21 protein-coding genes and 1 pseudogene are annotated in these 24,521 nt (G+C 68.2%); 7 read left to right on the top strand and 15 right to left on the bottom strand.

What is annotated here, in order from left to right:
- Positions 1–2 precede the first annotated feature (2 nt).
- Positions 3–590 carry a TetR/AcrR family transcriptional regulator C-terminal domain-containing protein gene (locus GC106_RS09835; protein WP_312872571.1) on the top strand — a complete coding sequence of 196 codons (588 nt, stop codon included), beginning with the start codon at positions 3–5 and terminating at the stop codon, positions 588–590.
- On the opposite strand, the gene GC106_RS09830 is transcribed toward GC106_RS09835, so the two are convergent.
- The 8 genes from GC106_RS09830 to GC106_RS09795 form a co-directional block, all read right to left on the bottom strand.
- The gene (locus tag GC106_RS09830) at positions 579–968 is read right to left on the bottom strand and encodes a cytidine deaminase (RefSeq protein ID WP_173127201.1); all 390 of its coding nucleotides are present in this window, start codon (positions 966–968) and stop codon (positions 579–581) included. The genes GC106_RS09835 and GC106_RS09830 overlap by 12 nt on opposite strands.
- Positions 965–2,242, bottom strand: coding sequence for an ABC transporter permease (locus tag GC106_RS09825; RefSeq protein WP_173127198.1), 1,278 nt, complete (start codon positions 2,240–2,242; stop codon positions 965–967). Before GC106_RS09825 ends, GC106_RS09830 begins: the two co-directional genes overlap by 4 nt.
- Positions 2,242–3,336, bottom strand: a complete 1,095-nt coding sequence (locus GC106_RS09820) for an ABC transporter permease (RefSeq protein WP_173127195.1) — start codon at positions 3,334–3,336, stop codon at positions 2,242–2,244. The genes GC106_RS09825 and GC106_RS09820 overlap by 1 nt, the downstream gene beginning before the upstream one ends.
- Positions 3,333–4,856 (bottom strand): ABC transporter ATP-binding protein, encoded by a 1,524-nt coding sequence (locus GC106_RS09815; protein WP_173127192.1) that lies wholly within the window; start codon positions 4,854–4,856, stop codon positions 3,333–3,335. The genes GC106_RS09820 and GC106_RS09815 overlap by 4 nt, the downstream gene beginning before the upstream one ends.
- 110 nt (positions 4,857–4,966) lie before the next feature.
- Positions 4,967–6,112: a BMP family lipoprotein gene (locus GC106_RS09810; RefSeq protein WP_173127188.1), complete on the bottom strand. Its 1,146-nt coding sequence runs from the start codon at positions 6,110–6,112 to the stop codon at positions 4,967–4,969.
- A 178-nt stretch (positions 6,113–6,290) separates the two neighbouring features.
- Positions 6,291–6,608 (bottom strand): hypothetical protein, encoded by a 318-nt coding sequence (locus tag GC106_RS09805; protein ID WP_173127185.1) that lies wholly within the window; start codon positions 6,606–6,608, stop codon positions 6,291–6,293.
- Positions 6,605–7,516, bottom strand: a complete 912-nt coding sequence (locus GC106_RS09800; RefSeq protein WP_173127182.1) for a hypothetical protein — start codon at positions 7,514–7,516, stop codon at positions 6,605–6,607. Before GC106_RS09800 ends, GC106_RS09805 begins: the two co-directional genes overlap by 4 nt.
- On the bottom strand, positions 7,513–8,691 hold the full coding sequence (locus GC106_RS09795; RefSeq protein ID WP_173127179.1) for a hypothetical protein: 1,179 nt from the start codon (positions 8,689–8,691) through the stop codon (positions 7,513–7,515). The genes GC106_RS09800 and GC106_RS09795 overlap by 4 nt, the downstream gene beginning before the upstream one ends.
- 208 nt (positions 8,692–8,899) lie before the next feature.
- Between GC106_RS09795 and sdhC the strand changes: the two genes are divergently transcribed.
- Genes sdhC through GC106_RS09775 form a run of 4 tightly spaced genes read left to right on the top strand, consistent with a single transcriptional unit; the run spans position 8,900 to position 12,281 of the window.
- Positions 8,900–9,319 carry a succinate dehydrogenase, cytochrome b556 subunit gene (gene sdhC, locus GC106_RS09790; protein WP_173127176.1) on the top strand — a complete coding sequence of 140 codons (420 nt, stop codon included), beginning with the start codon at positions 8,900–8,902 and terminating at the stop codon, positions 9,317–9,319.
- Positions 9,316–9,723, top strand: coding sequence for a succinate dehydrogenase hydrophobic membrane anchor subunit (locus GC106_RS09785; protein ID WP_173127173.1), 408 nt, complete (start codon positions 9,316–9,318; stop codon positions 9,721–9,723). Before sdhC ends, GC106_RS09785 begins: the two co-directional genes overlap by 4 nt.
- 30 nt (positions 9,724–9,753) lie before the next feature.
- Complete coding sequence (gene sdhA / locus GC106_RS09780; protein WP_173127170.1) at positions 9,754–11,508, top strand: succinate dehydrogenase flavoprotein subunit; 1,755 nt, start codon at positions 9,754–9,756, stop codon at positions 11,506–11,508.
- Positions 11,508–12,281: a succinate dehydrogenase iron-sulfur subunit gene (locus tag GC106_RS09775; RefSeq protein WP_173127167.1), complete on the top strand. Its 774-nt coding sequence runs from the start codon at positions 11,508–11,510 to the stop codon at positions 12,279–12,281. The genes sdhA and GC106_RS09775 overlap by 1 nt, the downstream gene beginning before the upstream one ends.
- A 73-nt stretch (positions 12,282–12,354) precedes the next feature.
- Here GC106_RS09775 and GC106_RS09770 read toward each other — a convergent pair whose 3' ends face one another.
- The 3 genes from GC106_RS09770 to GC106_RS09760 all read right to left on the bottom strand — a co-directional run bounded on the left by GC106_RS09770 (position 12,355) and on the right by GC106_RS09760 (position 16,451).
- Positions 12,355–13,356, bottom strand: a complete 1,002-nt coding sequence (locus GC106_RS09770; protein WP_173127164.1) for a serine hydrolase domain-containing protein — start codon at positions 13,354–13,356, stop codon at positions 12,355–12,357.
- A gap of 218 nt (positions 13,357–13,574) precedes the next feature.
- On the bottom strand, positions 13,575–15,959 hold the full coding sequence (locus GC106_RS09765) for an immune inhibitor A domain-containing protein (RefSeq protein WP_173127162.1): 2,385 nt from the start codon (positions 15,957–15,959) through the stop codon (positions 13,575–13,577).
- A 144-nt stretch (positions 15,960–16,103) separates the two neighbouring features.
- A complete protein-coding gene (locus GC106_RS09760) occupies positions 16,104–16,451 on the bottom strand; it encodes a hypothetical protein (protein ID WP_173127159.1) in 348 nt (115 codons plus the stop codon).
- Positions 16,452–16,599: 148 nt separating this feature from the next.
- On the opposite strand from GC106_RS09760, the gene GC106_RS09755 reads away from it, so the two are divergent.
- Positions 16,600–17,955, top strand: a complete 1,356-nt coding sequence (locus GC106_RS09755) for a D-alanyl-D-alanine carboxypeptidase family protein (RefSeq protein ID WP_173127156.1) — start codon at positions 16,600–16,602, stop codon at positions 17,953–17,955.
- A 246-nt stretch (positions 17,956–18,201) separates the two neighbouring features.
- Positions 18,202–18,900 (top strand): annotated as a pseudogene (locus tag GC106_RS47630) (D-alanyl-D-alanine carboxypeptidase family protein); the annotation flags it as partial.
- A gap of 256 nt (positions 18,901–19,156) precedes the next feature.
- On the opposite strand, the gene yhjD reads toward GC106_RS47630, so the two are convergent.
- The 4 genes from yhjD to GC106_RS09735 form a co-directional block, all read right to left on the bottom strand.
- Positions 19,157–20,134, bottom strand: coding sequence for an inner membrane protein YhjD (gene yhjD / locus GC106_RS47625; RefSeq protein ID WP_312872570.1), 978 nt, complete (start codon positions 20,132–20,134; stop codon positions 19,157–19,159).
- Between the two features lie 44 nt (positions 20,135–20,178).
- The gene (gene trpS / locus GC106_RS09745) at positions 20,179–21,186 is read right to left on the bottom strand and encodes a tryptophan--tRNA ligase (protein ID WP_312872569.1); all 1,008 of its coding nucleotides are present in this window, start codon (positions 21,184–21,186) and stop codon (positions 20,179–20,181) included.
- Positions 21,187–21,280: 94 nt separating this feature from the next.
- Entirely contained in the window at positions 21,281–21,592 is a 312-nt protein-coding gene (locus GC106_RS09740) for a hypothetical protein (RefSeq protein ID WP_173127150.1), read from the bottom strand.
- Between the two features lie 230 nt (positions 21,593–21,822).
- Positions 21,823–24,339 carry a bifunctional FO biosynthesis protein CofGH gene (locus GC106_RS09735; protein ID WP_173127815.1) on the bottom strand — a complete coding sequence of 839 codons (2,517 nt, stop codon included), beginning with the start codon at positions 24,337–24,339 and terminating at the stop codon, positions 21,823–21,825.
- Positions 24,340–24,521: the final 182 nt, after the last annotated feature.

The following is a 24,521-nucleotide window of genomic DNA, read 5'->3' as shown; positions in this document are numbered from 1 at the left end:
CCGTGAGCAGGCAGAACGAGATCGCCGAGGCGGCACTGGAACTGCTTGAGGAAGCCGGGAAGGACGGCGTGAGCCTGCGCGCGGTCGCCGATCGGCTCGGCGTCCGGCTCAACACCGTCACCTGGCACGTCAAGTCCAAGGCCGGGCTGCTCGAACTGATGGCGGACGCGATCGTCGGCGAGGTGAGCCTGACCAGGCTGCCCGAGGAAGGGGAGCCGCGGGTACGGGAGTTGGCGAAGCGCTATCGCGAGGCACTGCTCAACCACCGTGACGGCGCCGCGGTGGTGGTCGGGACGTACCCGGCCAGGCCGAACACGCTCGGCGTCGGCAACGCGTTCATCCAGGCCCTGCTCGACGCCGGCTGCGGCGAAGCGGAATCGGCGTGGACGATGTGGACGATCGACTACTTCACCCTCGGCCTCGTCCAGGAGGAGCAGGGCGAGCCGCAAGCGGTCGGCGAACGCCTCGCCGAAGCGGTCACGGCCGGGCGGTTCCCGGCCATGGCACGCGTCCTGCGCCACATGGGCGGCAGTTTCGAAGACCGCTACCGCTTCGGGCTCGACCTGATCCTGAAAGGCCTACGCGGGTAGGTGCTCAGGGCCGAAGGCGTCCGGAAGGACCTCGCTCATCGGCAGAATCCCGCGCGGAGTGTCCACAAGGCACTCCGGGCCGCCGAACTCGTAGATGATCTGACGGCATCGGCCGCACGGCATCAGCAACTCGCCTGTGCCGCTACGGCAGGCCACCGCGACGAAGCGGCCGCCGCCGGTCATCCGCAACTGCCCGGCCATCGTGCACTCGGCACACAGACCCAGGCCGTACGACGCGTTCTCGACATTGCAGCCGGTCACCACGCGGCCGTCGGAGACCAAAGCGGCCGCGCCGACCTGCAAACCGGAGTACGGGCAGTACGCCTGGGCGGCGGCCTCGATCGCCGCCGCCCGCAACGCGTCCCAGTCGGGCGTCATGAACCCTGTCCTCGCCGGTAGATGAAGCCGTCGGCCTGCGGCATCCGCAACCGCTGCGACGCCACGGCAAGCACGATCAGCGTCACGAAGTGCGGTGCGTACGGTGTCAGGTCACGCGGCAACTCGTCGACCGAGTAGTAGATCGCGTACAGCAGACCGGCGGCGAGCACCGCGGCACCGGCCGCGAACCACTTGCGGCGGAACAGTTGCACGACGACCACGACCACAAGCAGCAGCACCGCCGCGTAAAGCAGGGCCAGCACAGCGGGTCCACGGCCGGAGAGCTGCAGACCGTCGGTGTAGCCGAACAAGGCCGAGCCACCCAGCAGACCACCCGGCCGCCAGTTGCCGAAGATCATCGCGGCCAGACCGATGTACCCACGGCCGTTCGTCTGGTTCTCCAGGTAGTCGGCGCCGTCCTTCAACAGCACCAACGACGCGCCACCCATCCCGGCCAGCGCACCGGAGATCAGCACCGCGGTGTACTTGAACGCGTAGACGTTGACGCCCAACGACTCCGCGGCCACCGGGTTCTCACCACACGACCGGAGCCGCAGGCCGAACCGCGTGCGCCACAACAGGATGTAGCTGATCGGCACCAGCAGGATCGCGATCATCGTCAGCGGCGCCACCTGGGTCAGCAGACCACGCAGGATGCCGGCCACGTCGGAGATCACCACCCGCTGCTCGGCCTCCAGATCCGCCAGCCAGCCGGTGATCCCGGTCGCCGAGTACGTGTCGAACTTCGGCACCACCGGTGACTGCCGGGGGTTGCCGGACAGCGGCTGGAACACCAGATGCGCCAGGTACTTCGTCACACCGAGGCCCAGCAGGTTGATCGCCACACCGGACACGATGTGGTTGACGCCGAACGTCACGGTCGCGATCGCGTGCAGCAGACCACCGACCGCGCCGAACAGCACGGCGACCAACAGGCCGACCCAGACACCGCCGTAGTACGAACCCCAGGCGGCGCCCCAGGTTCCGAGGATCATCATGCCCTCGAGACCGATGTTCACCACGCCCGCGCGCTCGGCCCACAGACCACCGAGGGCCGCGAGCAGGATCGGCAACGCCAGCCGCAACGCGGTCTGGGTCGTCGTGGACGACGTCAGATCCGTGTTGCCGGTCAGGTACGAAGCCGTTGACAGCACGGCGATCGCACCCACCGCCCACAGCACACCCATCAGCCAGCCGGGCAGTTTGCGCCGCTTCGGCGGCACCGCCATGGTGACCGGCCCGGCGATCGGGCTGTCCGCGATACCGGTGGCCATCAGACACTCCCTCCGGCTGCGACATCGCTGGTATCCCGGCCAAGCTGACGGCCCACGCGGCGCTGTTCAGCAGCGAGTTCCATCCGGCGCACGATCTCGTACGCGATGACCACGGACAGCACGATCGCTCCCTGCATGATCGTCGTGATCTCCTGCGGCACACCGACGTTGTCCAGCGACACCGCGGACTTGTCGAGGAACGCCCACAGCACGGCACCCAGCGCGATACCGCCTGGGTGGTTGCGGCCCAGCAGCGCGACCGCGATACCGGCGAACCCGTAACCCGCGGGCGACGTCTGCAGGTACTCGTGGTCACGGCCGAGCAGTTCGGGCAGCGCCGTCAGGCCGGCGACACCGCCGGACAGCAGCATCGCCGTCATGATCATCTTGCGGGCGTCGACGCCACCCGCGGTCGCCGCGGTCGGCGACTCGCCGCTGGCCTTGAGCTCGAAGCCGAACCGGGTCCGGTTGAGCAGCACCCAGTAGCCGAAGCCGACGAGGGCGGCGACGAACACGAACCCGAACAGCGTCCCGTTGTCGCCGAACGGGATCCCCGGCATCCAGCCGGACTCCTCGATCGGCCGGGTGCCGATGTTGTTGCCCACCTGCACACCGAACGCGTCCGTGCTGACCAGGTACGCGATCAGGCCGATCGCGATGGCGTTCAGCATGATCGTCGAGATGACCTCGGACACCCCGCGGTAGACCTTCAGCAGCGCGGGGATCAGCGCGTAGAACGAGCCCGCCACCACCGCGACGATGATGATCACCAGGGTGTGGATGCCCGGCGGCAGCACGATCTCGCCGCCGATGATCGCCGCGATCACCGCGGCGAACCGGTACTGGCCCTCGACACCGATGTTGAACAGGTTCATCTGGAAGCCGATGGCGACCGCCAGCCCGGCGAGGTAGTAGACCGCGCCGCTGTTGAGGGTGTCGACCGCGGTGGTGCCGCGGAACAGCTGGCCGATCATCGCGCCGAACGCGTCGAGCGGGTTGTCGCCCGAGATCACCAGCGCGATCGTGCACAGCAGCACCGAGAACACGATCGCCAGCACGGGCGGCAACAGCTTGCCGCGCAACGTGGTCCTCACTTCGTGGCCTCCCTTGGCGCGGTGCCGGTCATGGCACAGCCCAGATCCTCGGCGGTGACCGTCGCCGGGTCCTCTTCGGACACCAGACGGCCGCGCAGCATCACCACGATCCGGTCGGACAGGCCGATCAGCTCGTCGAGGTCGGCGGAGATCAGCAGCACCGCCAGGCCCGCGGCCCGCGCCTGGCGGATATGGTCCCAGATCAACGCCTGCGCCCCGACGTCGACACCGCGGGTCGGGTGCGAGGCGATCAGCAGCTTCGGGTCGCCGGACAGCTCGCGGCCGACCACCAGTTTCTGCTGGTTGCCACCGGACAGCGCGGCCGCGGCCACGTCGATGCCCGGCGTGCGGACGTCGTACGCCTCGACGATGCGCTGCGTGTCCCGCTTGGCACCCGCGATGTCCAGCCACTGTCCTCGGGAGACGGGCTCACGGGTCTGGTAGCCGAGCATCCGGTTGGCCCACAACGGCTGGGTCAGCAGCAGGCCGTGCCGGGTGCGATCCTCGGCGATGTAGCCGATCCCCGCCTCCCGCCGGGCGAGCGTGCCCAGCTTGGTGATGTCCTTGCCGCTCAACGTGATCGAGCCCGCAGTGGCCCGGCGCATACCCATGATCGTCTCGACCAGCTCGGTCTGCCCGTTGCCCTCGACGCCGGCGATGCCCAGCACCTCGCCGGAGTGCACGACCAGGTCGATGTCGTCGAGCACGGCACGCGCCGAGCCGGGTTCCGCCAGCCGCAGACCGGAAACCGTCAGCACGGCGGTGTCCGTGACGGTCGACTCGCGGGTCTCCGGGCTCGGCAGCTCGCTGCCGACCATCATCTCGGCCAGCTGGCGTGAGCTGGTGGTCTTCGGGTCCGCGGTGCCGACCGTGGTGCCACGGCGGATGACCGTGATGGTGTCGGCGATCGCACGGACCTCGTCGAGCTTGTGCGAGATGAAGATGAACGTGAACCCGTCGTCGCGCATCTGCCGGACGGTCTCGAACAGGTCGTCGACCTCCTGCGGCACGAGCACGGCCGTCGGCTCGTCCAGGATCACGATCCGCGCGCCGCGGTAGAGGACCTTGACGATCTCCACCCGCTGGCGGTCGGCGACACCGAGGTACTCCAGCGCGATGTCCAGGTCGGCGGTCAGGCCGGTTCTCCTGGCCAGCTCGGCGACCTCCTTGCGCGCCTTGGCGCCGATGCCGTGCAGCCCCTCCGCGCCGAGCACGATGTTCTCGAGCACGCTCAGGTTGTCGGCGAGCATGAAGTGCTGGTGCACCATGCCGACGCCCACCTTGATGGCGTCCGACGGGTTGCGCAACCGCACCGGACGGCCGTTCACCTTGATGGTGCCCTCGTCCGGCTGCAGCATCCCGTACAGGATCTTCATCAAGGTGGACTTGCCCGCGCCGTTCTCGCCACAGACCGCGTGCACCTCACCGGTGCGCACTGTGAGATGGATGTCGCTGTTGGCGACCACCCCGGGGAACCGCTTGGTGATCCCCTCAAGCTCGACAGCCAGGTCGTCAGCCATCTTCGCCCTTCTTAGGAAACACAAGCCCAAGCCCAGAAAAAGCCTCGTGAGTGGTTATCCGGGTTAGAACCCTGACAACCACTCACGAGGCGCTACCAGCGCATGAGGGCTTAGTTGCTTGGCTTGTCCGAAACCGTGATCTTGCCGTCGATGATCTGCTGCTTGTACGCGTCCAGCGTGGCCTTGATGTCGTCGATCTTGCCGCCGGAGGTCGCGTAGCCGACGCCGTCGGCCTTCAGGTCGAACCGCTTGGGCAACGAGGCCAGCGTGTTGCCCGCGACCGCGCGGACGTAGTCGTACACCGCGACGTCGACCCGCTTGAGCATCGACGTGATGATCACGTCACGCGAGTTCTCCACCGTCTTCTGGTTGTACTGGTCCGAGTCCACGCCGATGGCCAGCGCGTTCTTGGACTTCGCCGCCTCGAACACGCCCTTGCCGGACGCGCCCGCGGCCTGGTAGATCACGTCGGCGCCGCGGCTGATCTCACCGGCGGCGACCACGTTGCCCTTGGCCGGGTCCTGGAAACCGGTGAAGTCACCGGCCGGGGTGATGTACTCGGCCTCGATCTTGGCGTCGTTCGACGCGGCCTTCACACCCTGCTCGAAGCCCGCCTGGAACTTCTGGATCAGCGGCACGTTCACGCCGCCGACGAAGCCCACGTGGCAGTTCTTGCTCTTGTACACGGCGGCGACGCCGACCAGGAACGAGCCCTGCTCCTCGGCGAAAACCAGGCCGGTGACGTTCGGCAGCTTCACGGTGTCGTCGTCGACGACGGCGAACTTGGTGTTCGGGAACTGCGTGGCGACGGCCTCGACCGACTTGGCGTACGCGAAGCCGACCGCGATGATCGGGTTGAAGCCCTCCTGCGCGAGCTGGCGCAGCCGGCTCTGCTTGGCGTCCTCCGGCTCGTTCGGCGCGGCGGTGAGCTCCTTGGTCTCCTTGAGACCCATGTCAGCCTTGGCCTTGTCCAGACCGGCGGCGGCGGAGTCGTTGAACGACGCGTCGCCACGGCCGCCGATGTCGTAGGCGAGGCCGACCTTCAACGCACTGGCGTCCACCTTCGGGCCGGCGCTGGTGCTGCCGGCGGCGCTGCCGCTGCCGCCGGTCGGAACCGGGTTCTTCTTGCAGCTCTCCGCCTGGTTGCCGCCGGCGGGCGGGGTCGACCCGCCCCCGGTGTCCTTGGCGCAGCCGGCCAGTGCGAGAGCACCGGTCAGGGCGACGGCCGCCAACGTGGTAACGCGCGATCGACGCACGACGTGTCTCCCTCCCCGCTCGGGTGAGCGGCGACGAACCCCGGCCCTACTCGCCGGGAACTTGCGAATTGGCGAACCGTACCTGGCCCGTTGAGCGGGCCAGTACACCACTGGCAGGGCGTAACCTAATCGTTTGCCGGCGATACCGCTCGCGATCCCGCGCGGACACGCAGGGTGATCACGTCCGCGCTTCCTTCACCAGAGCGAGACCTTCCGCGCAGATCCGCTCCGCCAGCCGGTATTCCTCCTCGGTACGGGCCTGGGCCAGCACCCCGCCCGCGGTTATCCAGCGTTCACGGGCCCGGTTCAGCAAGGCGGCCACGCGCTCGTCGCCGGACGGCGGCAGGACCTCGACGTGCAGGCCCAACTGGTTGTGCTTGGCGCGTGCCGCGATGGCCTCGTCGTCGCTGCTGTGTCCCGGCCTGCTCAGCAACGCCGGGACGAGCGCGCCCGCGCCCAGCAGCAGCACGGCGCCGACGATCCAGATCCACGTCATCGGATCAGCCTTTCCAGCTCGTCGACCTGGCGTTCCACGTTCGCGCCGGACTCGTGGTCCTGCAACGCCAGCACGTACTTCCTGGCCACCTCGGCCTGCTTGGCCCGCCGCGGATCGGCGGACATCACGTACTCGCCGATCCTGCTCAGCCGGGCACCCGTCGCCAGCCGTGTGCGCGTCCGCGGCGTGCGGCGGCCGATCCCGAGTGCGACGACATGCAGCAGGAAGAACACCGCGACACAGGCCGCGACGATCCCGCCGAGGGCCAGCACGACCTCGCCGGTCGCCAGTTCGTCGGGCACGGCGCCACGGCGCGGCACGGTGTCCGGGTAGTCCTTGGCCGCCTGCGCGTCGAAGGCCAGCACGTACTCCTCCACCTGCGGCGTCAGGTCGGTGGGCGAGGCTCGGTACTTCCACGCCGTCTCAGCCTTGGCGATCAGCACGAAGTCGAAGTTCGCGCCCGTCACCGGGTGTTCCTCGTTGGTGAACCTGGGGCCGACGCAGAACGACGGGTTGTAACCGTCCTCCGGTTCGTTGCCGTAGACGATGACGATGTTGGTCGGTACCAGTCTCGCCACGTCGGCGCAGAACTGCTGGCCCGGGCCGCCGGCCGCGTCGGTGGCCGGGTACGGGTCGTCCGACAGGATCGCCACCACGATCGGGCGATCTCCGAGCACCTGACGGACACGGTCCGCGTTCACCGTGCCCGGCGCGCCGGGTTCGACGTACACCGAGCTGTGCCGGAATCCCTCGACGATCGCCCGTACCCGGTCGGACGTCGTCACCTGGTTGCGCAGCAACGCGAGGCACGCGATCACGCCGACCAGCACGCCGCCGACGATCCAGCGCGGCACGCCGAAGTACTTCTCCCGCCACAGCAACCGCTCGACCGGAGGCAGCTTCTTCACAGCAGTTCCAGCCCTTCGTCGGCGATCCGCTCCACTTCGGCCATCGCCTCGGCGGTGCGCGCCTGCTCGAACAGGTCCCGCGCGGTGGTATACCGTTCGGCGGCCGCCAGATCCCCACTGTCCATCAGGGCCGTTCCCAGAGCGCTGATCTTCGCGTACGCCTTGGCTTTCGCCTTCCACAGCTCGGCCTCTTCCCGCTGCCGGCGCTTGCGCCCGCGCACGGCGAACCCGGCGAGCGCGCCACCACCGAGGACTACAGCCGATCCGCCCCACGCCAGCGGCGTGTAGCGCGTGATGGTGGCGGCCGGGTCGTAGGTCTCCGGCTGCGGACGGCCGAAAGGCTTGCGGCGGCTCAGTTCGTCTAGCCGGGTCAGGATCGTGGCGACCCGGCCGTCGACCGTGCCGCCCTTCAGGAACGTTCCGATCTCGTACCGGCCGAAGGCGTAGTTCCGCGCCGACTCAAGGCGTTCCCGGTCCTTGCCGGCGACCTCGATCCAATAGCCTTGGGCTACCAACACGATGTCGTCAGGGAATTCTCTGGCCAGTGCGGGCGCGTAGTCCACGAACGGCTCGCCCGGTTTGAGCGCGGGCAGCGCCGCCACCCGGACGGTGAAGCCGGTCTTCTCCTGGATCGCCGAAGGCGACAGGGTGAACTTGTCCGCCCGGTCCGGCGCGTTGTGGATCCGGTTCTGCCGCAGCTTTCCCGCCAGGTCGGCCAGTTGCGCCGGGGTCGGCGTACGCACCTCGTACGCCGGGTAGACCTGGCCGGCCGGGACCTTGTTGACCTCCCGCACCGAAGCCAAAGCGGGGCCGGTGATGTCCATGTACGCCGTCTGCTGGCGCAGCTCCGTCACGTTCGAAGGACCCCGTCGGGTGTACAGGCCCTCCACTGTGATCAGTCGCACCTTCCTGCTCTCGGCCCATTTCCTGAGCGGCTCGTAAACCTTGTCGTGCCGCTCGTCGTCCTTGTACGAGCTGAACGGGGCGATGAGCAGCTTCGTGTCCGGCGCCATCTCCTTGGTGACCACGGGCAGATCGATGTGCGTCACGACGCCCGGAGCCTGGTAGACCTGCTGGGTCTCCAGTGCGCCGGTCGCCGCCGGGACATCGAGCTTGGGCACGTCAGAGGGCTGCAGCACGGCGAGGCCGACGACAAGGCCGATCAGGGGGACCACGCCGACAGCCTGGCACCGATCGCCCGTTCGGGCGGCGCTTTCACGCGGCCCGGGTGTTCTGTGTGTCACAGACGCCAACCGCTGGTTGGGTCAGCCGCAGGCGACCGGACTAGCATCCCTGAGGTCAAGGCCCGGTGGGTATTCGTCCCGGTTGGACTCCCAGTCCCATCTAGCCGAGTGATCAGCGATGTTGGAGGCCTGAAAACCGATGTCCGCCGAAGCCGCTGAGGCGTCGCGGCCCAGCCGACGCGGGACGCTGTACCGCGGTGACCCGGGTATGTGGTCATGGGTGGCGCACCGGATCACGGGTGTGCTCACGTTCTTCTTCCTGTTCGCGCACGTGCTGGACACCGCTTTGGTGCGGGTGTCGCCGCAGGCGTACAACGAGATCATCGAGACGTACAAGACCCCGCTCGTCAACCTGCTTGAGGTCGGCCTGGTCGGCGCGGTGCTGTACCACGCGCTCAACGGCGTCCGTGTGATGCTGGTGGACTTCTGGGAGAAGGGCCCGCGCTACCAGAAGCAGATGCTCTGGGGCATCCTCGTGGTCTGGCTGCTGGTGATGATCCCCGGCGCGTACTTCATGCTGGTCCGCACGGTCACCGAGATGTTCGGAGGGGCGTCATGACGCTCGGACTCGACAGCCCCCGCGCCCCACTCCGCCCGTCCGTCCGGCGCAGCAACTGGGAGCTGGCCAGCTGGGTCTTCATGCGGGTGTCCGGTGTCGCGCTGCTGGTGCTCGTGCTCGGCCACCTGCTGATCATGAACATCCTCGACGGCGGCGTGCACCGGATCAACTGGGGGTTCGTGGCCGGCCGCTGGTCCTCGCCGTTCTGGCAGTTCTGGGACCTGGCGATGCTGTGGCTGGCGGAGATCCACGGCGGCAACGGGCTGCGCACGATCATCAACGACTACGCCCGCAAGGACGCCACCCGGTTCTGGCTGAAGGTCCTGCTGTACGTCTCGATGGTGCTGATCCTCGCGCTCGGCACGTTCGTGATCTTCACCTTCGACCCGAACATGGACGCCTGATCCACCCCACCACGAAGGCCGGATGAACCAATGCAGTTCCACAAGTACGACGTGGTGATCGTCGGCGCGGGCGGCGCCGGCATGCGCGCCGCGATCGAGGCGGGCCAGCGGGCACGCACCGCGGTGCTCACCAAGCTCTACCCCACGCGTTCGCACACCGGCGCGGCCCAGGGCGGCATGTGCGCCGCGCTGGCCAACGTCGAGGAGGACAACTGGGAGTGGCACACCTTCGACACCATCAAGGGTGGCGACTACCTGGTGGACCAGGACGCCGCGGAGATCATGGCCAAGGAGGCCATCGACGCGGTGCTGGACCTGGAGAAGATGGGCCTGCCGTTCAACCGCACGCCGGAAGGCAAGATCGACCAGCGGCGCTTCGGCGGGCACACCCGCAACCACGGTGAGGCCGCCGTGCGCCGGGCCTGCTACGCCGCGGACCGCACCGGCCACATGATCCTCCAGACGCTGTACCAGAACTGCGTCAAGCACGGCATCGAGTTCTTCAACGAGTTCTACGTGCTGGACATCTGCCTGACGCCGGACGCGAACGGCGACCCGGTGTGCACCGGCGCGATCGCCTACGAGCTGGCGACCGGCGAGATCCACGTGTTCCAGGCCAAGTCCGTGGTGTTCGCGACCGGCGGTTTCGGCAAGGTCTTCAAGACCACGTCGAACGCGCACACCCTGACCGGGGACGGCATGGGCATCGTCTTCCGCAAGGGCCTGCCGCTGGAGGACATGGAGTTCTACCAGTTCCACCCGACGGGCCTGGCCGGACTGGGGATCCTGCTCACCGAGGGCGCCCGTGGTGAGGGCGCGATCCTGCGCAACGCCTCGGGTGAGCGGTTCATGGAGCGCTACGCCCCGACCATCAAGGACCTGGCGCCACGTGACATCGTGGCCCGGTCGATGGCCCTGGAGGTGCTGGAGGGCCGTGGCGCCGGGCCGAACAAGGACTACGTGCTGCTGGACTGCACGCACCTGGGCGCGGAGGTCCTGGAGACCAAGCTGCCGGACATCACCGAGTTCGCCCGGACCTACCTGGCGGTCGACCCGGTGAAGGAACCGGTGCCGGTGTACCCGACCGCGCACTACGCGATGGGCGGCATCCCGACCAACATCCACGCGGAAGTGCTGCGGGACAACGACCACGTGATCCCCGGCCTGTACGCGGCGGGCGAATGCGCGTGCGTCTCGGTGCACGGCGCCAACCGCCTGGGCACGAACTCGTTGCTGGACATCAACGTCTTCGGCCGCCGTGCCGGGATCGCCGCCGCCGAGTACGCGGTCGGCCGCGAACACGTCGACCTGCCGGAGAACCCGGCCCAGTTCGTCGAGGACCAGCTGGCGTTGATCCTGTCGGAGCACGGCCGGGAGCGCGTCGCGGACATCCGTACCGAGCTTCAGGCCACAATGGATGCCAACGCGTCGGTGTACCGCACCGAGGACACGCTGAAGCAGGCGCTGCACGACGTGCAGGCGCTCAAGGCCCGGTACGCGCACATCACCGTGCAGGACAAGGGCAAGCGCTACAACACCGACCTGCTGGAGGCGATCGAGCTCGGCTTCCTCCTGGAGTTGGCCGAGGTCCTGGTCGTGGGTGCCCTGAACCGCAAGGAATCCCGCGGCGGTCACGCCCGCGAGGACTACCCGAACCGGGACGACACGAACTACATGCGCCACACCATGGCGTACAAGCAGGGCGAGTCGCTGACGGCGGACATCCGCCTGGACTACAAGCCCGTCACCTTTACCCGGTACAAGCCGATGGAGCGCAAGTACTGATGACTGCCACAGTGGAATCGGGTATTCGCGGTGAGGCTCCGCCGGTGCCGGACGGCGCGGTGACGGTCGCACTGAAGATCCTGCGCTACAACCCGGAAATCGACGACGAGCCGCACTGGGAGACCTACGACGTCCCGGCGCTGCCGACCGACCGTGTGCTGAACCTGCTGCACTACGTGAAGTGGTACCTCGACGGCACGCTGACGTTCCGCCGCTCCTGCGCGCACGGCATCTGCGGCTCCGACGCGATGCAGATCAACGGCATGAACCGGCTGGCCTGCAAGGTCCTGGTGAAGGACCTGCTGGCGCGCAAGGGAAAGACGACGACCATCACGGTCGCCCCGATCAAGGGCCTGGAGGCCCGCAAGGACCTCCTCGTCGACATGGAACCGTTCTTCGAGGCATTCCGTGCGGTGAAGCCGTACCTGATCACCTACGGGAACGAGCCGACCCGTGAGCGGATCCAGTCCCAGGCCGACCGCGAGCGCTTCGACGACACGACGAAGTGCATCCTGTGCGCCTGCTGCACGACCTCATGCCCGGTGTACTGGAGCGACGGGTCCTACTTCGGGCCTGCCGCGATCGTCAACGCCCACCGCTTCATCTTCGACAGCCGGGATGAAGGGGCAGGCGACCGCCTGGACATCCTCAACGACACCGAGGGCGTCTGGCGTTGCCGGACGACGTTCAACTGCACCGACGCGTGTCCTCGCGGCATCCAGGTGACAAAGGCGATCCAGGAAGTGAAGCGAGCGCTGCTCTTCCGCCGCTGACCGTGCACGAAGGCGGGGTGCGGGTGTCAGACCCGCACCCCGCCTTCGTTGTGCTTGCCCTCAGGGTTGCTTCTCAGAGGGCTTCGAGCAGTTCCGTCCCGTGGCTGAACATCTCCGAGTTGAACTTGTTCACGATGATCGCGACGCCTGTGTTGTCCTTCGGCGAGAACATGGCGATGCTGGTGAAGCCGCCCGTGCCGCCGTCGTGGAACGTCACCGTCCGGCCACTGGGCAAGGTGTACATGTGCCACGCCAGACCGACCTCGTAGCCCGCGCTGATCTCGAATCTCGGCTGCTGCACCAGGTTCAGCGCCGGCTTCAGGAAACCCGGCGCGTCGCCCAGATGTGCGCGCATGTACCTCAGCAGGTCGTCAACCGTGCCGTACAGCCCGCCCGCTCCGGCGATCAGCGGCAGTCGCCAGTCCGGTGTCGCCGCGCCGTTCGAGTCGTAGCCCTGGACCTTTCGGCGACGCTGTTCGCCGGTCAGCGTCAGCGTGGTGTCCTTGAGCCGCAAGGGAATGCTGATCCGATGACGGATCAGGGCCTCGTAGTTGCGGCTCAGCGCGAGGCCCAGTAGTCCGGCGCCGTAGTTGGAGTACAGGTACGCCGTTCCCGGTGGGGTGAGCAGCGTGGTCTGTTTCAGCGCCGTGATCAGGAATTCCTCGGTGATATGGGCGTACGGGTCACGCAGGTCGAAGTCGGGATGCTCGATCAGGCCGGGTGGGAGCCGCGGCAGGCCCGAGGTGTGCGCGGACAACTGCCCCATCGTCACGCCCTCTGGGGCAGGGAACCTGCGCGGGAGGTGGCGGGCGAGCGGGTCGTCGACGTGGTCGGTCAGGGCCAGGGCCACCGCGGTGAAGGTCTTCGTGATCGAGCCGATCTGGAAGATCCGGTCGCCGCGCACCGAGTACTGCTCACGGCCGCGGAACGCACCGACCGCGACCGTGTCGTACTCGGCGAGCGCGGCGACCTTACTGTCTACAAGGGACTTGAGGTCGCTGGAGGCGAAGGCGGGTGTGGCAGTCACCGCGAGCCCGGCTGCCGTCCCCACGAGGATGGTTCGTCGTCGGAGCATGATCTTTCCCCCTTCAGGCGCCAATACCATCGTACGGAAATCCGCGCCCCGGAGAGCCGTGCGCGGGTCCTTCCAGTTGGCCCGGCCGCGCAGCTGCGGAAAGTCACTCCGAAGCCGGCCGGCCCGGCGCACCTGCTCCCCGCGCTCGCCGACCAGGATTCGTAGACATACGAACGGGGTGGCCGGAAACCCGGCCACCCCGTTCACCGCACGTGGGCTTACTTGGAGACGTGCACCGTCATCGCCGTGCCCTCCTGCTTCAGCACGCGGATCTTCACCCCGGCCGCGGGCAGCTTCACGCCCGCGGTCGGCTGGTCTGCCGACCAGTACGGCTTGGTGTCGTCGAACAGCGGTTGTGCGGCCTTGCCACGGACGTAGCTCGGCCTGCCCGCCGCGTGCAGCGTGAACGAGTCCGACTTCTGCAGCGAGAACGGCGCGTCGTAGCCGGCGATGCGCGGCCGCCACGGCTGGCCCTGCAGGTTGTAGATCGGCTCGGGGTTCGCGTCGACCGGCAGGATCAGGCCCTCGCCCGGGTGGACGCTGGTGTTGTTGTCCGGCTGCGAAGTGTCCCAATAGGACACCAACAGGCCGTCCTGGTACGGGAAGTGCTCCACGTAGTCCGGCCGGTCCGGGAAGCCGAAGTTGTACGGCCCGGTCCGCATGTACTGGTCAAAGGACGCGTACGTGCGGTTGGTGGCGATGTAGAAGTGGTCGTACGCCGCCGTTTCCGTGCCGGTGGTGGTCTTGAACCCGTTGGGAGTCCAGCCCGCGGGCGTGCCTTCGGCGCCGTCCTCAGCCACGACCGCGCCGTCCGCGGTGATCCGGATGTCGTCGGCGAAGAAGCCGTTCGGTGCCACGCCACCGTCAGTCACGTAGCGGAACCGGAGCTTGGCCTGCTTGCCTGCCAACGAGTTCAGCGGCACGGCCACGTCGGCCCAGTCGGCCTGCGTGCCGGTCAGCGCCGGGGCGTTGGCGCCGTCCTTCGGGAACGCGGCGCCGTTGACGGTGCCGTCCAACGAGGTCCACGTCGTGCCGCCGTCGGTCGACGCCTGCACGTACAGGTAGTCGAAGTCCGCCTCGATGGCGTAGCGCGCCTTGAGGTTCAGCGAAGCCGACGTCTTGCCCGTCAGGTCGACATCCCGGACGAGGGAGTGGTCGAGGTCGTCGCCCTTGCCGCTCCAGTACATCTTCGTACCGGCGAAGGGCTTGCCGTACTCGAACGTCTTCTGCTTGTCCGGCAACACGACGACAACGCCTTGCGCCTTGTCCGTGTTGTACTCGTGCGGACCGAGTTCAAGCCGCCGGTCCTGGCCCGCCACAACGACTTCGTAGTCCAGCCAGCCCAGCTGCAACTTGTCCCACGCGGACAGGTCGGCCGCACGTGTACCGATCGCCTCACCCGGCGCCGACACGCGGCTCTGACCCATCAGCGACCACCAGTTGACGCCGTTCTCCTGCGCGCCACCGGGCCCCTCGGTGTCGTAGTGGTCGGGCAGGCCGAGGTCATGGCCGTACTCGTGCGCGAACACGCCGAGGCCGCCGTTCTCCGGCTGGATCGTGTAGTCGCCGACCCACAGGCCGGTCGAGCCGATCTGGGTACCGCCGCGCTTGTTGCCCGCGGGGCCTTCCGGCGAGTTGTCGTACGCGTACCAGCGGTGGCTCCAGATCGCGTCCTCACCCTGGATCGGGTCACCGTCGGCCTGGTCGCCGCCCGAGTGCACGATCTGGAAGTGGTCGAGGTAGCCGTCCGGCTCGTTGAAGTCGCCGTCGCTGTCGTGGTCGTAGCGGTCCCACGTGTCGTACGGCTTGAGCTCCTCACGGATCTGCTCGACCGTCGCCCCGGCCGCGACCCGGTTCTCGACCCACCGGTTCACCGAGTCACGGATCAGGTCCCAGGTGTTGTTGCAGACGTTGCCCGCGCAGGGGAAGCCGTTGGACCGGCCGTACCTGGCCTCGTTGTGGTCGACCTTGACCCAGTCGGTCACCATGCCGTCGACCGAGTACCGGCCGGAGGACTGCTTCTCGTAGAAGGTCTTCAGCGACTCGACGCCGGGCCCCTCGCCGAAGTACAGCTGCTGGAAGTGCTCACGGGAGTAGTCCGGCTGCCAGATCGTGCTGTTGTCGACGGCGCGGTTGGGCGCCGGGATCTCGTTGTGCAGCGGGCCGTCGAACTTGGTCGGGCCGGGGATCGCCGGCGCGGTGTCGACGTCGGGGTAGCGCGGGTCGCGCTGGTTGCCGAACTCGGCGAGGACCACGAAGATCTTGTCGGTCTTCTCCCTGCCGAGCTCGACGTACTGGTCGACGCGCTGGTCCCGGCCGCCGCCACGGCTGGCGTCGGCGGGCTTGTCGCCGACCTTGGCGACCGTGCTCGCGCCCCGCTTCTCCACCGTGGCCTCGCCGGACAGCACTTCGGCGAGTGCCTCCTGGCGCAGCGCGCGGCGCTTCTCCTCGTACTTGTTCGGTAGGTCGTGGCCGTCGCCTGACCTGTACTCGACGCCAGGCGCCGCCGCGATGGGCGCGGCGACCGCCGGCGCGGATAAGGAGCTGACGCCCAGGCCGGCCAGCGCCAGCAGCGCCAGGCCGGTGGAAGTTCTTCGATGCACTTGCCCTCCCGTGCACTGAACGCCGGAGAGTGCACGCTCTCCGGCCACAGATGACCGGGCCGACAGTACGAACTAACTCATTTGAGTGAAATACGCCATACGTAGGGTTAACGCTATGAGTTCATATGGCCTGGTCCCACCCGATCAGGCCCAGAACACCGCCAGTCCCACGTTCAACACGACCAGGCCACCGAGCGTCGGGCTGAACCACTTCGGCGCCTTGTCCTTGGTCACGTAGAGCACCGCCAGCACGCCGATCACCACGAGCACGAGCAGCTTGATGCCCAGCTTCATGTGGTTGTAGTCCTGGTTGGTCAGCGGCGCGAGCAGCATCAACGCCAGACCGGTGACGAGCTGCACGCCGGCACCGTGCAGCCAGCCCTTGTTCACCGGCGCCTCCTTGCCGGCCTTGAGCTGCAGCATCAGCGTGCCGACCAACATCGCCATACCGAGCAGGTGCAGGAACACGAGCAGGTGCCTGACGAACTCCACGGACTTCTCCCTCGCGGTGGAAAGCGGTGCGAAACAGCCGGAACGGCATTATTCGCCCATCGCCGAACGCGACAGCGCGGGGCCTGGAACCGGACCGGAACCACGGCCCCGTCAACCGACATCACGATCGAGTGACTAGCCTGCAGGTGTGCCTGAACGAGCTCGGCAACTGGCCCGCGTACTGAACCTGAGTCTCAGCATCGCCGCTGCCGTCACGTTCGCCGCCCTGCCGGTGGCGAACGCCCAACCGACCTCGCCGAGCAGCCCGTCGCGAGGTTCGACGGCCACCTCCCCCAAGAACTCGACGTCCGCCAAGACGCCGGGGTCCAGCACGACCTCGAGCAGGCCGTCCGACGGCGCCGCGGCCGCGGGCTGCACGGCGAAGGCCGTGCCGCCGCCCGCCAACGAGGGCAACGGCGACCAGCTGCCGCCGCTGGACCTGCCGGAGGAGCCGGTCGGCGGCCCGCGGATGGGCGACTGCGGTGTCGTCCTGCCGCCGAACGCCACCCTGCCGCCGGACGGGCTGACGGCCGATTCGTGGCTGATCGCCGACCAGGCGAGCGGTGACGTGCTCGCCAGTTATGCACCGCATGCCCGGCAGCGCCCGGCCGGCACGGTCAAGATCCTGCTGGCCATGGTCGCGCTCAAGGAAATCCCGCTGGACAAGGTCATCGTCGGCACCCGGGAGGACACCCGGCAGCTGGGCACCAAGGTCGGCATCATCGCCGACGGCAAGTACCTGGCCGGCGACCTGATCCGCGCGCTGATCGTGATGCCCGCGGCCGACGCGGCCAACGCGCTGGCCCGTGAACTCGGCGGCACCGACGAAGCGGCCCAGAAGATGAACGCGCTGGCCCGTGAGCTCAAGGCGCTCGACACCCGGGTGGTCAACCCGAACGGAAACGACGTGCCCGGGCAGAGCACCTCGGCGTTCGACACCGCGCTGATCTACCGCGAGGCGATGCGGCTGCCCGAGTTCGCCGAGGCGACCGGGTCGAAGCGGGTGCAGATCAAGCCGCAGGGCAACCGGAACACCACGATCACCCGGAACAACGACAACGCGCTGCTGAACACGTACAAGGGCACGACGGGTGGCAAGGCAGGCACCACCAACGCGGCCAAGAACGTCTTCGTCGGCAGCGCCGAACGGGACGGCAGGCACCTGATCGTCACGGTCATGCGCTCCGACCGGCAGCCGTTCGAGCAGGCGGAATCGTTGCTGGACTACGGTTTCAAGCTCGCCGGGGCCCGTGTCCAGCCGATCGGGAAACTCGCGGGCGCGACCGACCAGCCGACGCGACCCAACCGCGACGCGGGCACCCCGACCAGCGACGAGAAGGAAACGACCAGCCTGGCCGGCTCCAACTCGGTGCACCGCTCCGCGTTCGGCACGTTCGGCCTGCCGATCACCATCCTCGCCGGTGTGGTCGTGCTGATCGCCCTGCTGATGACCGCCAAGCGCAAGATGGCTCGTGCCAAGCGGTTACGGGCACAGGGCCGGTGACTTGACGTCGGTGTCACGCCCTAACCTGAGGCTGTGGTCCTGACGTCCCGGCGACTGGTCGCCGTTCTGCTCGCCGCGCTGTGCCTGTTCGCGTCCGCGAGCCTGACGGCGGCGGCGCAGCCGAACGACTCGTGCCCGAACAAGACTGCTCCGCCGCCTCCGGTGGACACCTCGGAGAACCCGCCGCCGGGCCAGCCTTCGCCGAGCCCGGTTCCGGTGCCGGAGAAGCCGTCCGGCGGGCCGCGGATGGGCGAATGCGGCGTCGTGGTGCCGTCCGGGGCCGCCGCACCGCCCGCGGACGTGACCACCGCGTCGTGGATCGTGGCCGACCTGACGACCGGTGACGTGGTCGGAGCGAAGGACCCGCACGGGCGGCAGCGGCCGGCCTCGCTGGTCAAGGTGCTGCTCGCCATGGCGGTGCTGGACGAGTTGGACATGTCGAAGGTCGTCACCGGCACCCAGCAGGACGCCAACCAGCAGGGCACCAAGGTCGGCATGGGCCCGGGCGGGCAGTACACCGTCAACCAGCTGTTCCTGGCGCTGCTGATGCATTCCGCCAACGACGCCGCGCACGCGTTGGCCGTGCAGCTCGGCGGTGTCGAGCAGACGGTGCGGAAGATGAACGCCATCGCCAGGAAACTGGGTGCCCAGGACACCCAGGTCGCCACGCCGTCCGGCCTGGACGGGCCGGGGATGATGACGTCGGCCTACGACATGGCGCTGTTCTACCGCGAGGCGATGAAGAACCCGGAGTTCGGCAAGGCGGTCGCCACCAAGCAGATCGACTGGCCGGGCTACGGCACCAAGGCGGGCTTCAAAGTCAACAACGACAACCGCCTGCTCGGCAGGTACCAGGGATTCCTCGGCGGCAAAACGGGTTTCACCGACGACGCACGCCACACGTACCTCGGCGGCGCCGAGCAGAAGGGCCGCAGGCTCGTGGTCGTGCTGCTGCGCGGCGAGCAGCAGCCGGTCCGCATCACCGACCAGGCATCAAAACTGCTGACGTGGGGCTTTGCCGCGGTGGGCAGGAATGCCGAGCCCGTCGGCACGCTGAACACGCCGCCTCAGCGGACGCCGAGCCCGGCCGAGTCGGAAGGTGCACTGGCGAACGGCGGAGTGTCGGGCACGGGCACCAGCGCCGGTCCGATCGACAACACGTCAGGGGTGCTGCCCACGGCCGCGATGTCGATCTCCGGTGTCACGATCCTCGGTTTCCTGGTCTGGCGGATTCGGCGGCGCTACGCCCGTCCGGCTCTACCCGCCGGGCCTCGACGGGAGACAGATCCTGAGCAGACGGTTCAGCTTGACCGGATCGACCCGTTGTTCCGGGAGGACTAGCCGTCGCCGTCCACGCGGTGATGAACAGCAGGAAGCGCGCCACCAGGTTGGCGAACACGAGCAGACCGATCACCGGCCCGAACAGCGCGCCGGTCGGTGAGCTGGTGACCGCGGTCAGGTAGATCGCGCCGAGCTGCTTGAGGATCTCGAAGCCGATCGCGGCGGCCAGCGCGCCCTTGACCGCGCTGCGGACGTCGACCTTCTCGCGCGGCAGCCGGGTGAGCACCCAGATGAACACCAGCCAGTTCGCGACCACCGACAGCACCAGAGCGGCCAGGAACAGCAGGAAACGGGCCCAGCCCACGTCTTCGAGGCCGACGAGCCGCAGCAACACGTTGCCCAGGCCGGTGCCCGCCGCGGTGAGGCCGAACGAGACGACCAGGGCGAGGCCGAGGCCGAGCAGGGCGACGAAGTCCTTGAGGGTGGTGGACACCAGCGGCAACTGCCTGCGTTCGTGCCCCCACTGCGCGGTCAGCGCGTCCCGCAGGTTGGTCATCCAGCCGATGCCGGAGTACAACGCGGCCAGCAGGCCGAGGATCCCGACCGTGCCCTTGGACGCGAGCGCGGTCGTGACCACTTCGTTGATCGTGCCGCCGAGGTTGCCGGGGACGGCCTTGCTGATGCCGTCCTTGAGCTGCTGGAGCAGCTCCGGCTGGGCGGCGAGGATGAACCCGGCCACCGCGAACGCGATCATCAGCAGCGGGAACAGCGACAGCACGCTGAAGTAGGTGATGGCCGCGGCGAACTGGTTGCCGTAGCGCTCGGAGAAGGCATCTTTCGCCCGGACCAGGTGGTCGAGCCACCGCCACCTGGCTCGGTAGTCGTCCAGTTTGCCCACGTGTCGACGCTAGGTCGGCACGCGGGCATCCGCATGACGAAACGTCACCCGGCGAGAAAACCCACCCTTTCGTAGGTTTCCGCCAGCGTCCGGGCCGCGACCGCACGGGCCCGCTCGGCGCCCTTGGCCAGCAGTCTGTCCAGCTCGGCCGGGTCGTCGAGGTACGCATGGACAGCGGACTGGACCGGCGTGACGAACTCGACGACGACCTCACCGAGGTCCTTCTTCAGGTCGCCGTAGCCCTTGCCGTCGTAGGCCTTCTCCAGGTCCTCGATGGTCCGGCCGGTGAGCGCCGAGTAGATGGTCAGCAGGTTGCTGACGCCGGGCTTGTTCTCGGCGTCGTAGATGATCTCCCGGCCGGTGTCGGTCACGGCCGAACGGATCTTCTTGGCGGCCTTCTTGGGGTCCTCGAGCAGCTCGACCACACCGGCCGGAACCGACTTGCTCATCTTGGCGGTCGGGTCCTGCAGGTCGAAGATCTTCGCGGTGTCCTTGACGATGTACGCCTCGGGGATCGTGAACGTCGTGCCGAACCGCGAGTTGAACCGCTGCGCGAGATCGCGGGTCAGTTCGAGGTGCTGCCGCTGGTCCTCGCCGACGGGAACGAAGTTCGCCTGGTACAGCAGGATGTCGGCGGCCTGCAGGATCGGGTACGTGAACAGGCCGACGCTGACCCGGTCGAGGGCCTGGCGCGCGGACTTGTCCTTGAACTGCGTCATCCGGCCGGCCTCACCGAACCCGGCCATGCACTCCATCACCCAGGACAGCTGAGGATGCTCCGGAACCTGGCTCTGCACGAACAGGGTCGCCCGATCCGGGTCGATGCCGAGCGCGAGCAACTGCGCGGCGGAAACCCGCGTGCGCTGCCTGAGCAGCTCGGGATCGTGCTCGACCGTGATCGCATGCAGGTCGACCACGCAGTAGAACGTGTCGTGGGTCTCCTGCATGGCCACCCACTGGCGGATCGCACCGAGGTAGTTGCCGAGGTGGAAGGAATCTGCGGTCGGCTGGATGCCGGACAACACCCGGGGGCGGTTCTGCTCGGTGGACACACCCAAATCCTATTCACCCCCAGCTCCCCCCTCGTGAGTGGTTATCGGTGTTCTAACCCGGATAAACACTCACGAGGCGCACGCTGGGGAAACGTCAGGGAGTCGCGGGCTGAGGCGCTGGGGCCGGTGCGGGGGCGGGGGCCGGGGTGGACGCTGAGGCTGGGGCGGGCTCCGGGTCGGCCATGGCGACGGGCTGCACGGCGGTGGGTGCTTCGGCCGCCGCGGCCTTGTCCTTCGCCAGCTTGCGGAAGAAGCGCCAGATGCCGAGCACCATGCCGGTCAGGCCGACCGCGGCGACGCCGATGCCCAGCGGGCCGCCGAAGTTGAACGGGACGCCGGCCCCGGCGCCGTCCTGGGCGAATGCCGCCCCGGCGGACGCGACCATGAACAGAGCCACGAAAGACACAGTCACCAGGGAACGGGTCCTTGCCACCCGGTCACGCACTGGTTCGCCTCCTGCGACACAAATCCCCCGGACGAGGGACACGGTTGTCCAACGAGCCAAGAAAAAGCTACCGAGTGTGTCAAGCACGACCGCACTCACCGGTTTGGGAGGCTATCGCCCGTTCGGGCACGGACCCGGCCCGGGGTGTCGATCAAGACCCGCCGCGCCCGGGAGCGCGGCGGGTACCTGGGCTAACGTGCCGCTGTCGGCACCGCGCCGTACGTCGTCGTGCGCTGACGTGCGGGACGACCGGCCAGAGCGGCCAATTCCTCAAGCTGCCGGACTGTCCGGGCCGAACCGTGCTCCGAACCCGCCATCCGGCTGATGGTCTCCTCCATCAGCGTGCCGCCGACGTCGTTGGCGCCGCCGCGAAGGATCTCCGCCGTGCCTTCCTCGCCCAGCTTGACCCACGAACACTGGATGTTCGGAATCCGGCCGTGCAGTCCGAGCCTGGCCATCGCGTGCACCGCGCGGTTGTCCCGGCGAGACGGGCCGGAGCGCGCGACGCCCGCCAGGTAGATGGGCGCGTTGCGGTGCACGAACGGCAACGCCACGAACTCGGTGAAACCGCCCGTCTCGTCCTGCACGCGAGCGAGCGTGCGCAGGTGTGCCAGCCAGTGCCCAGGGTGGTCGACGTGGCCGTACATCATCGTCGACGAGGACCGGATGCCCAGCGAGTGCGCGGTCGTGACGACCTCGATCCAGGTCGACGCGGGGAGCTTGCCCTTCGTGAGCACCCACCGCACGTCGTCGTCGAGGATCTCCGCGGCCGTGCCGGGAATCGTGTCCAGACCGGCGTCACGCAGGTCCGTCAGCCACTCCCGCACGCTCACGCCCGCCTTGGACGCGGCGCTGACGATCTCCATCGGGCTGAAGGCGTGCACATGCATGCCGGGCACCCGTGCCTTGATCGCCCGCACGAGATCCGCGTAGTACGTCACGGGCAGCTTGGGGTCGATGCCGCCCTGCATGCACACCTCGGTGGCGCCGTCGTTCCACGCCTCCTCGGCACGGTCCGCGGCCTCCTCGACCGACAGGCGGAACGCGTCCGCGTCCCGCTCACGCTGGGCGAACGCGCAGAACCTGCAGCCGACGTAACACACGTTCGAGAAGTTGATGTTGCGGTTCACGACGTACGTGATGTCGTCGCCCACGGCTTCACGGCGTGCGTCGTCCGCGAGCCGCACTAACGTCTCCAACGCCTCACCGTCGGCCGTCATCAACGCCAACGCGACGTCAGCGTTCTCCTCGGCGAGCAGCGCGCCCGGGTTGGACTCGGCCAGCGCCAACCCGGTTTTCACGTCCGCAGCGAGCCGTTCGGGCGCCTTGGGCAACTGCTTGCGCAGCTCCTCCCAGTCGCCGTAGACGGAGTCGAAGTCGCCGCGCCGGTCGCCCGTGCGGCCCGTGGTGTCGATCGTGCTGTGCAGATCGGCCCGGCCCACGGTCTCCAGGCCACCGTCCGGCTCCTGCCACGGCAGGCCCGCCGGTTTCACGTTCGACGCGAGGCCTTCCGGCGTCGACACGGCCGCGATGTGGTCCGCGATCCGGATATCCGTCCACTGTCCGGGCGCCCCCCTGAGGAACCGCGGGTACACCGGCAGACGCTCGCGCAGGGTGAACCCGGCCTGCGAGGTCTGCTCCGTCAACGAGTCCAGTGCGGGCCAAGGCCGCTCCGGGTTCACGTGGTCCGGGGTGACCGGGGAGACGCCGCCCCAGTCGTCGATGCCCGCGCGCAGCAGCAGCTGGAACTCGTCGCCGACCAGGTTCGGCGGGGCTTGGACGCTCACGCCCGGCGGCATCAGCAACCGGCCGACGGCGACGGTCGCGGCCAGCTCGTGCAGGTCGGCGTCCGGCATGCCGCGCATCGCCGTGTCCGGCTTGGCGCGGAAGTTCTGAACGATGATCTCCTGGATGTGCCCGTACTGCCGGGCGATGCCGCGGATGGCGAGCAGCGACTCGGCGCGCTCGGTGAGCGTCTCGCCGATGCCGACCAGGATGCCGGTGGTGAACGGCACGGCGACCCGACCCGCGTCTGTGAGCACGCGCAGCCGGACCGCCGGCTCTTTGTCCGGGCTGCCATAGTGCGGGCCACCCGGTTCACTCCACAGCCTGTGGGCCGTGGTTTCCAACATCATGCCCATACTCGCCGCGACCGGTCGCAACCGGGACAGCTCTTCCCAGGACAGCACGCCGGGGTTGAGGTGCGGCAGCAGACCGGTCTCCTCGAGCACCGCGATCGCGGAGGCCCGCACATAGTCCAAAGTGGAGTCGAAACCACGCTCTTCCAGCCATTTCCTGGCCGCGGGCCAACGCTCCTCCGGCCGGTCGCCGAGCGTGAAGAGGGCTTCCTTGCAGCCGGCCGCGGCTCCCGCGCGGGCGATTTCGAGAACTTCGTCACGCTCCAGATAGGCTGCCGGGAGCCGGTGCGGGACGGTCGCGAACGTGCAGTAGTGACAACGATCACGACAAAGTCGGGTCAGTGGGATGAAGACGCTGCCGCTGTAGGTGACGATGCCCTCGCGACCTTCGGCTCGCAGGTGCGCGTCCCGGACCCGGGACGCGGCGGCCATCAGCTCGTCGAGCTGTTCGCCCCTGGCGTGCAGCAACACCGTGGCCTCGGTGAGGTCCAACGTGGAGCCGTCGCTCGCCCTGCGCAACGCCCGCCGCATCGCCGCGTCACTGGGACGCGGCTCCGGCGGGGTCATCATCAATTCGATAGCCACCGAACTAGCCTAGGCGAACCAGTACAATGGCGACATGCGTAAGAGTGTGGCGCTCATGATGTGGCCCCTTCCGGGGTCCGTCAGCGTGCACTGATTCGCGCCAGGTACCCGGTCGTCACCGGGTACGCGCCACGTCCCCGCCGGCGGCCGGTCCAGTCGTCAGGAGG

The sequence above is a fragment of the Kibdelosporangium persicum genome (assembly GCF_013280595.1).
Classification (GTDB): Bacteria; Actinomycetota; Actinomycetes; order Mycobacteriales; family Pseudonocardiaceae; genus Kibdelosporangium; species Kibdelosporangium persicum.
Note: the sequence above shows the minus strand (reverse complement) of the source record. Positions and strands in the feature narration are given on the sequence as shown.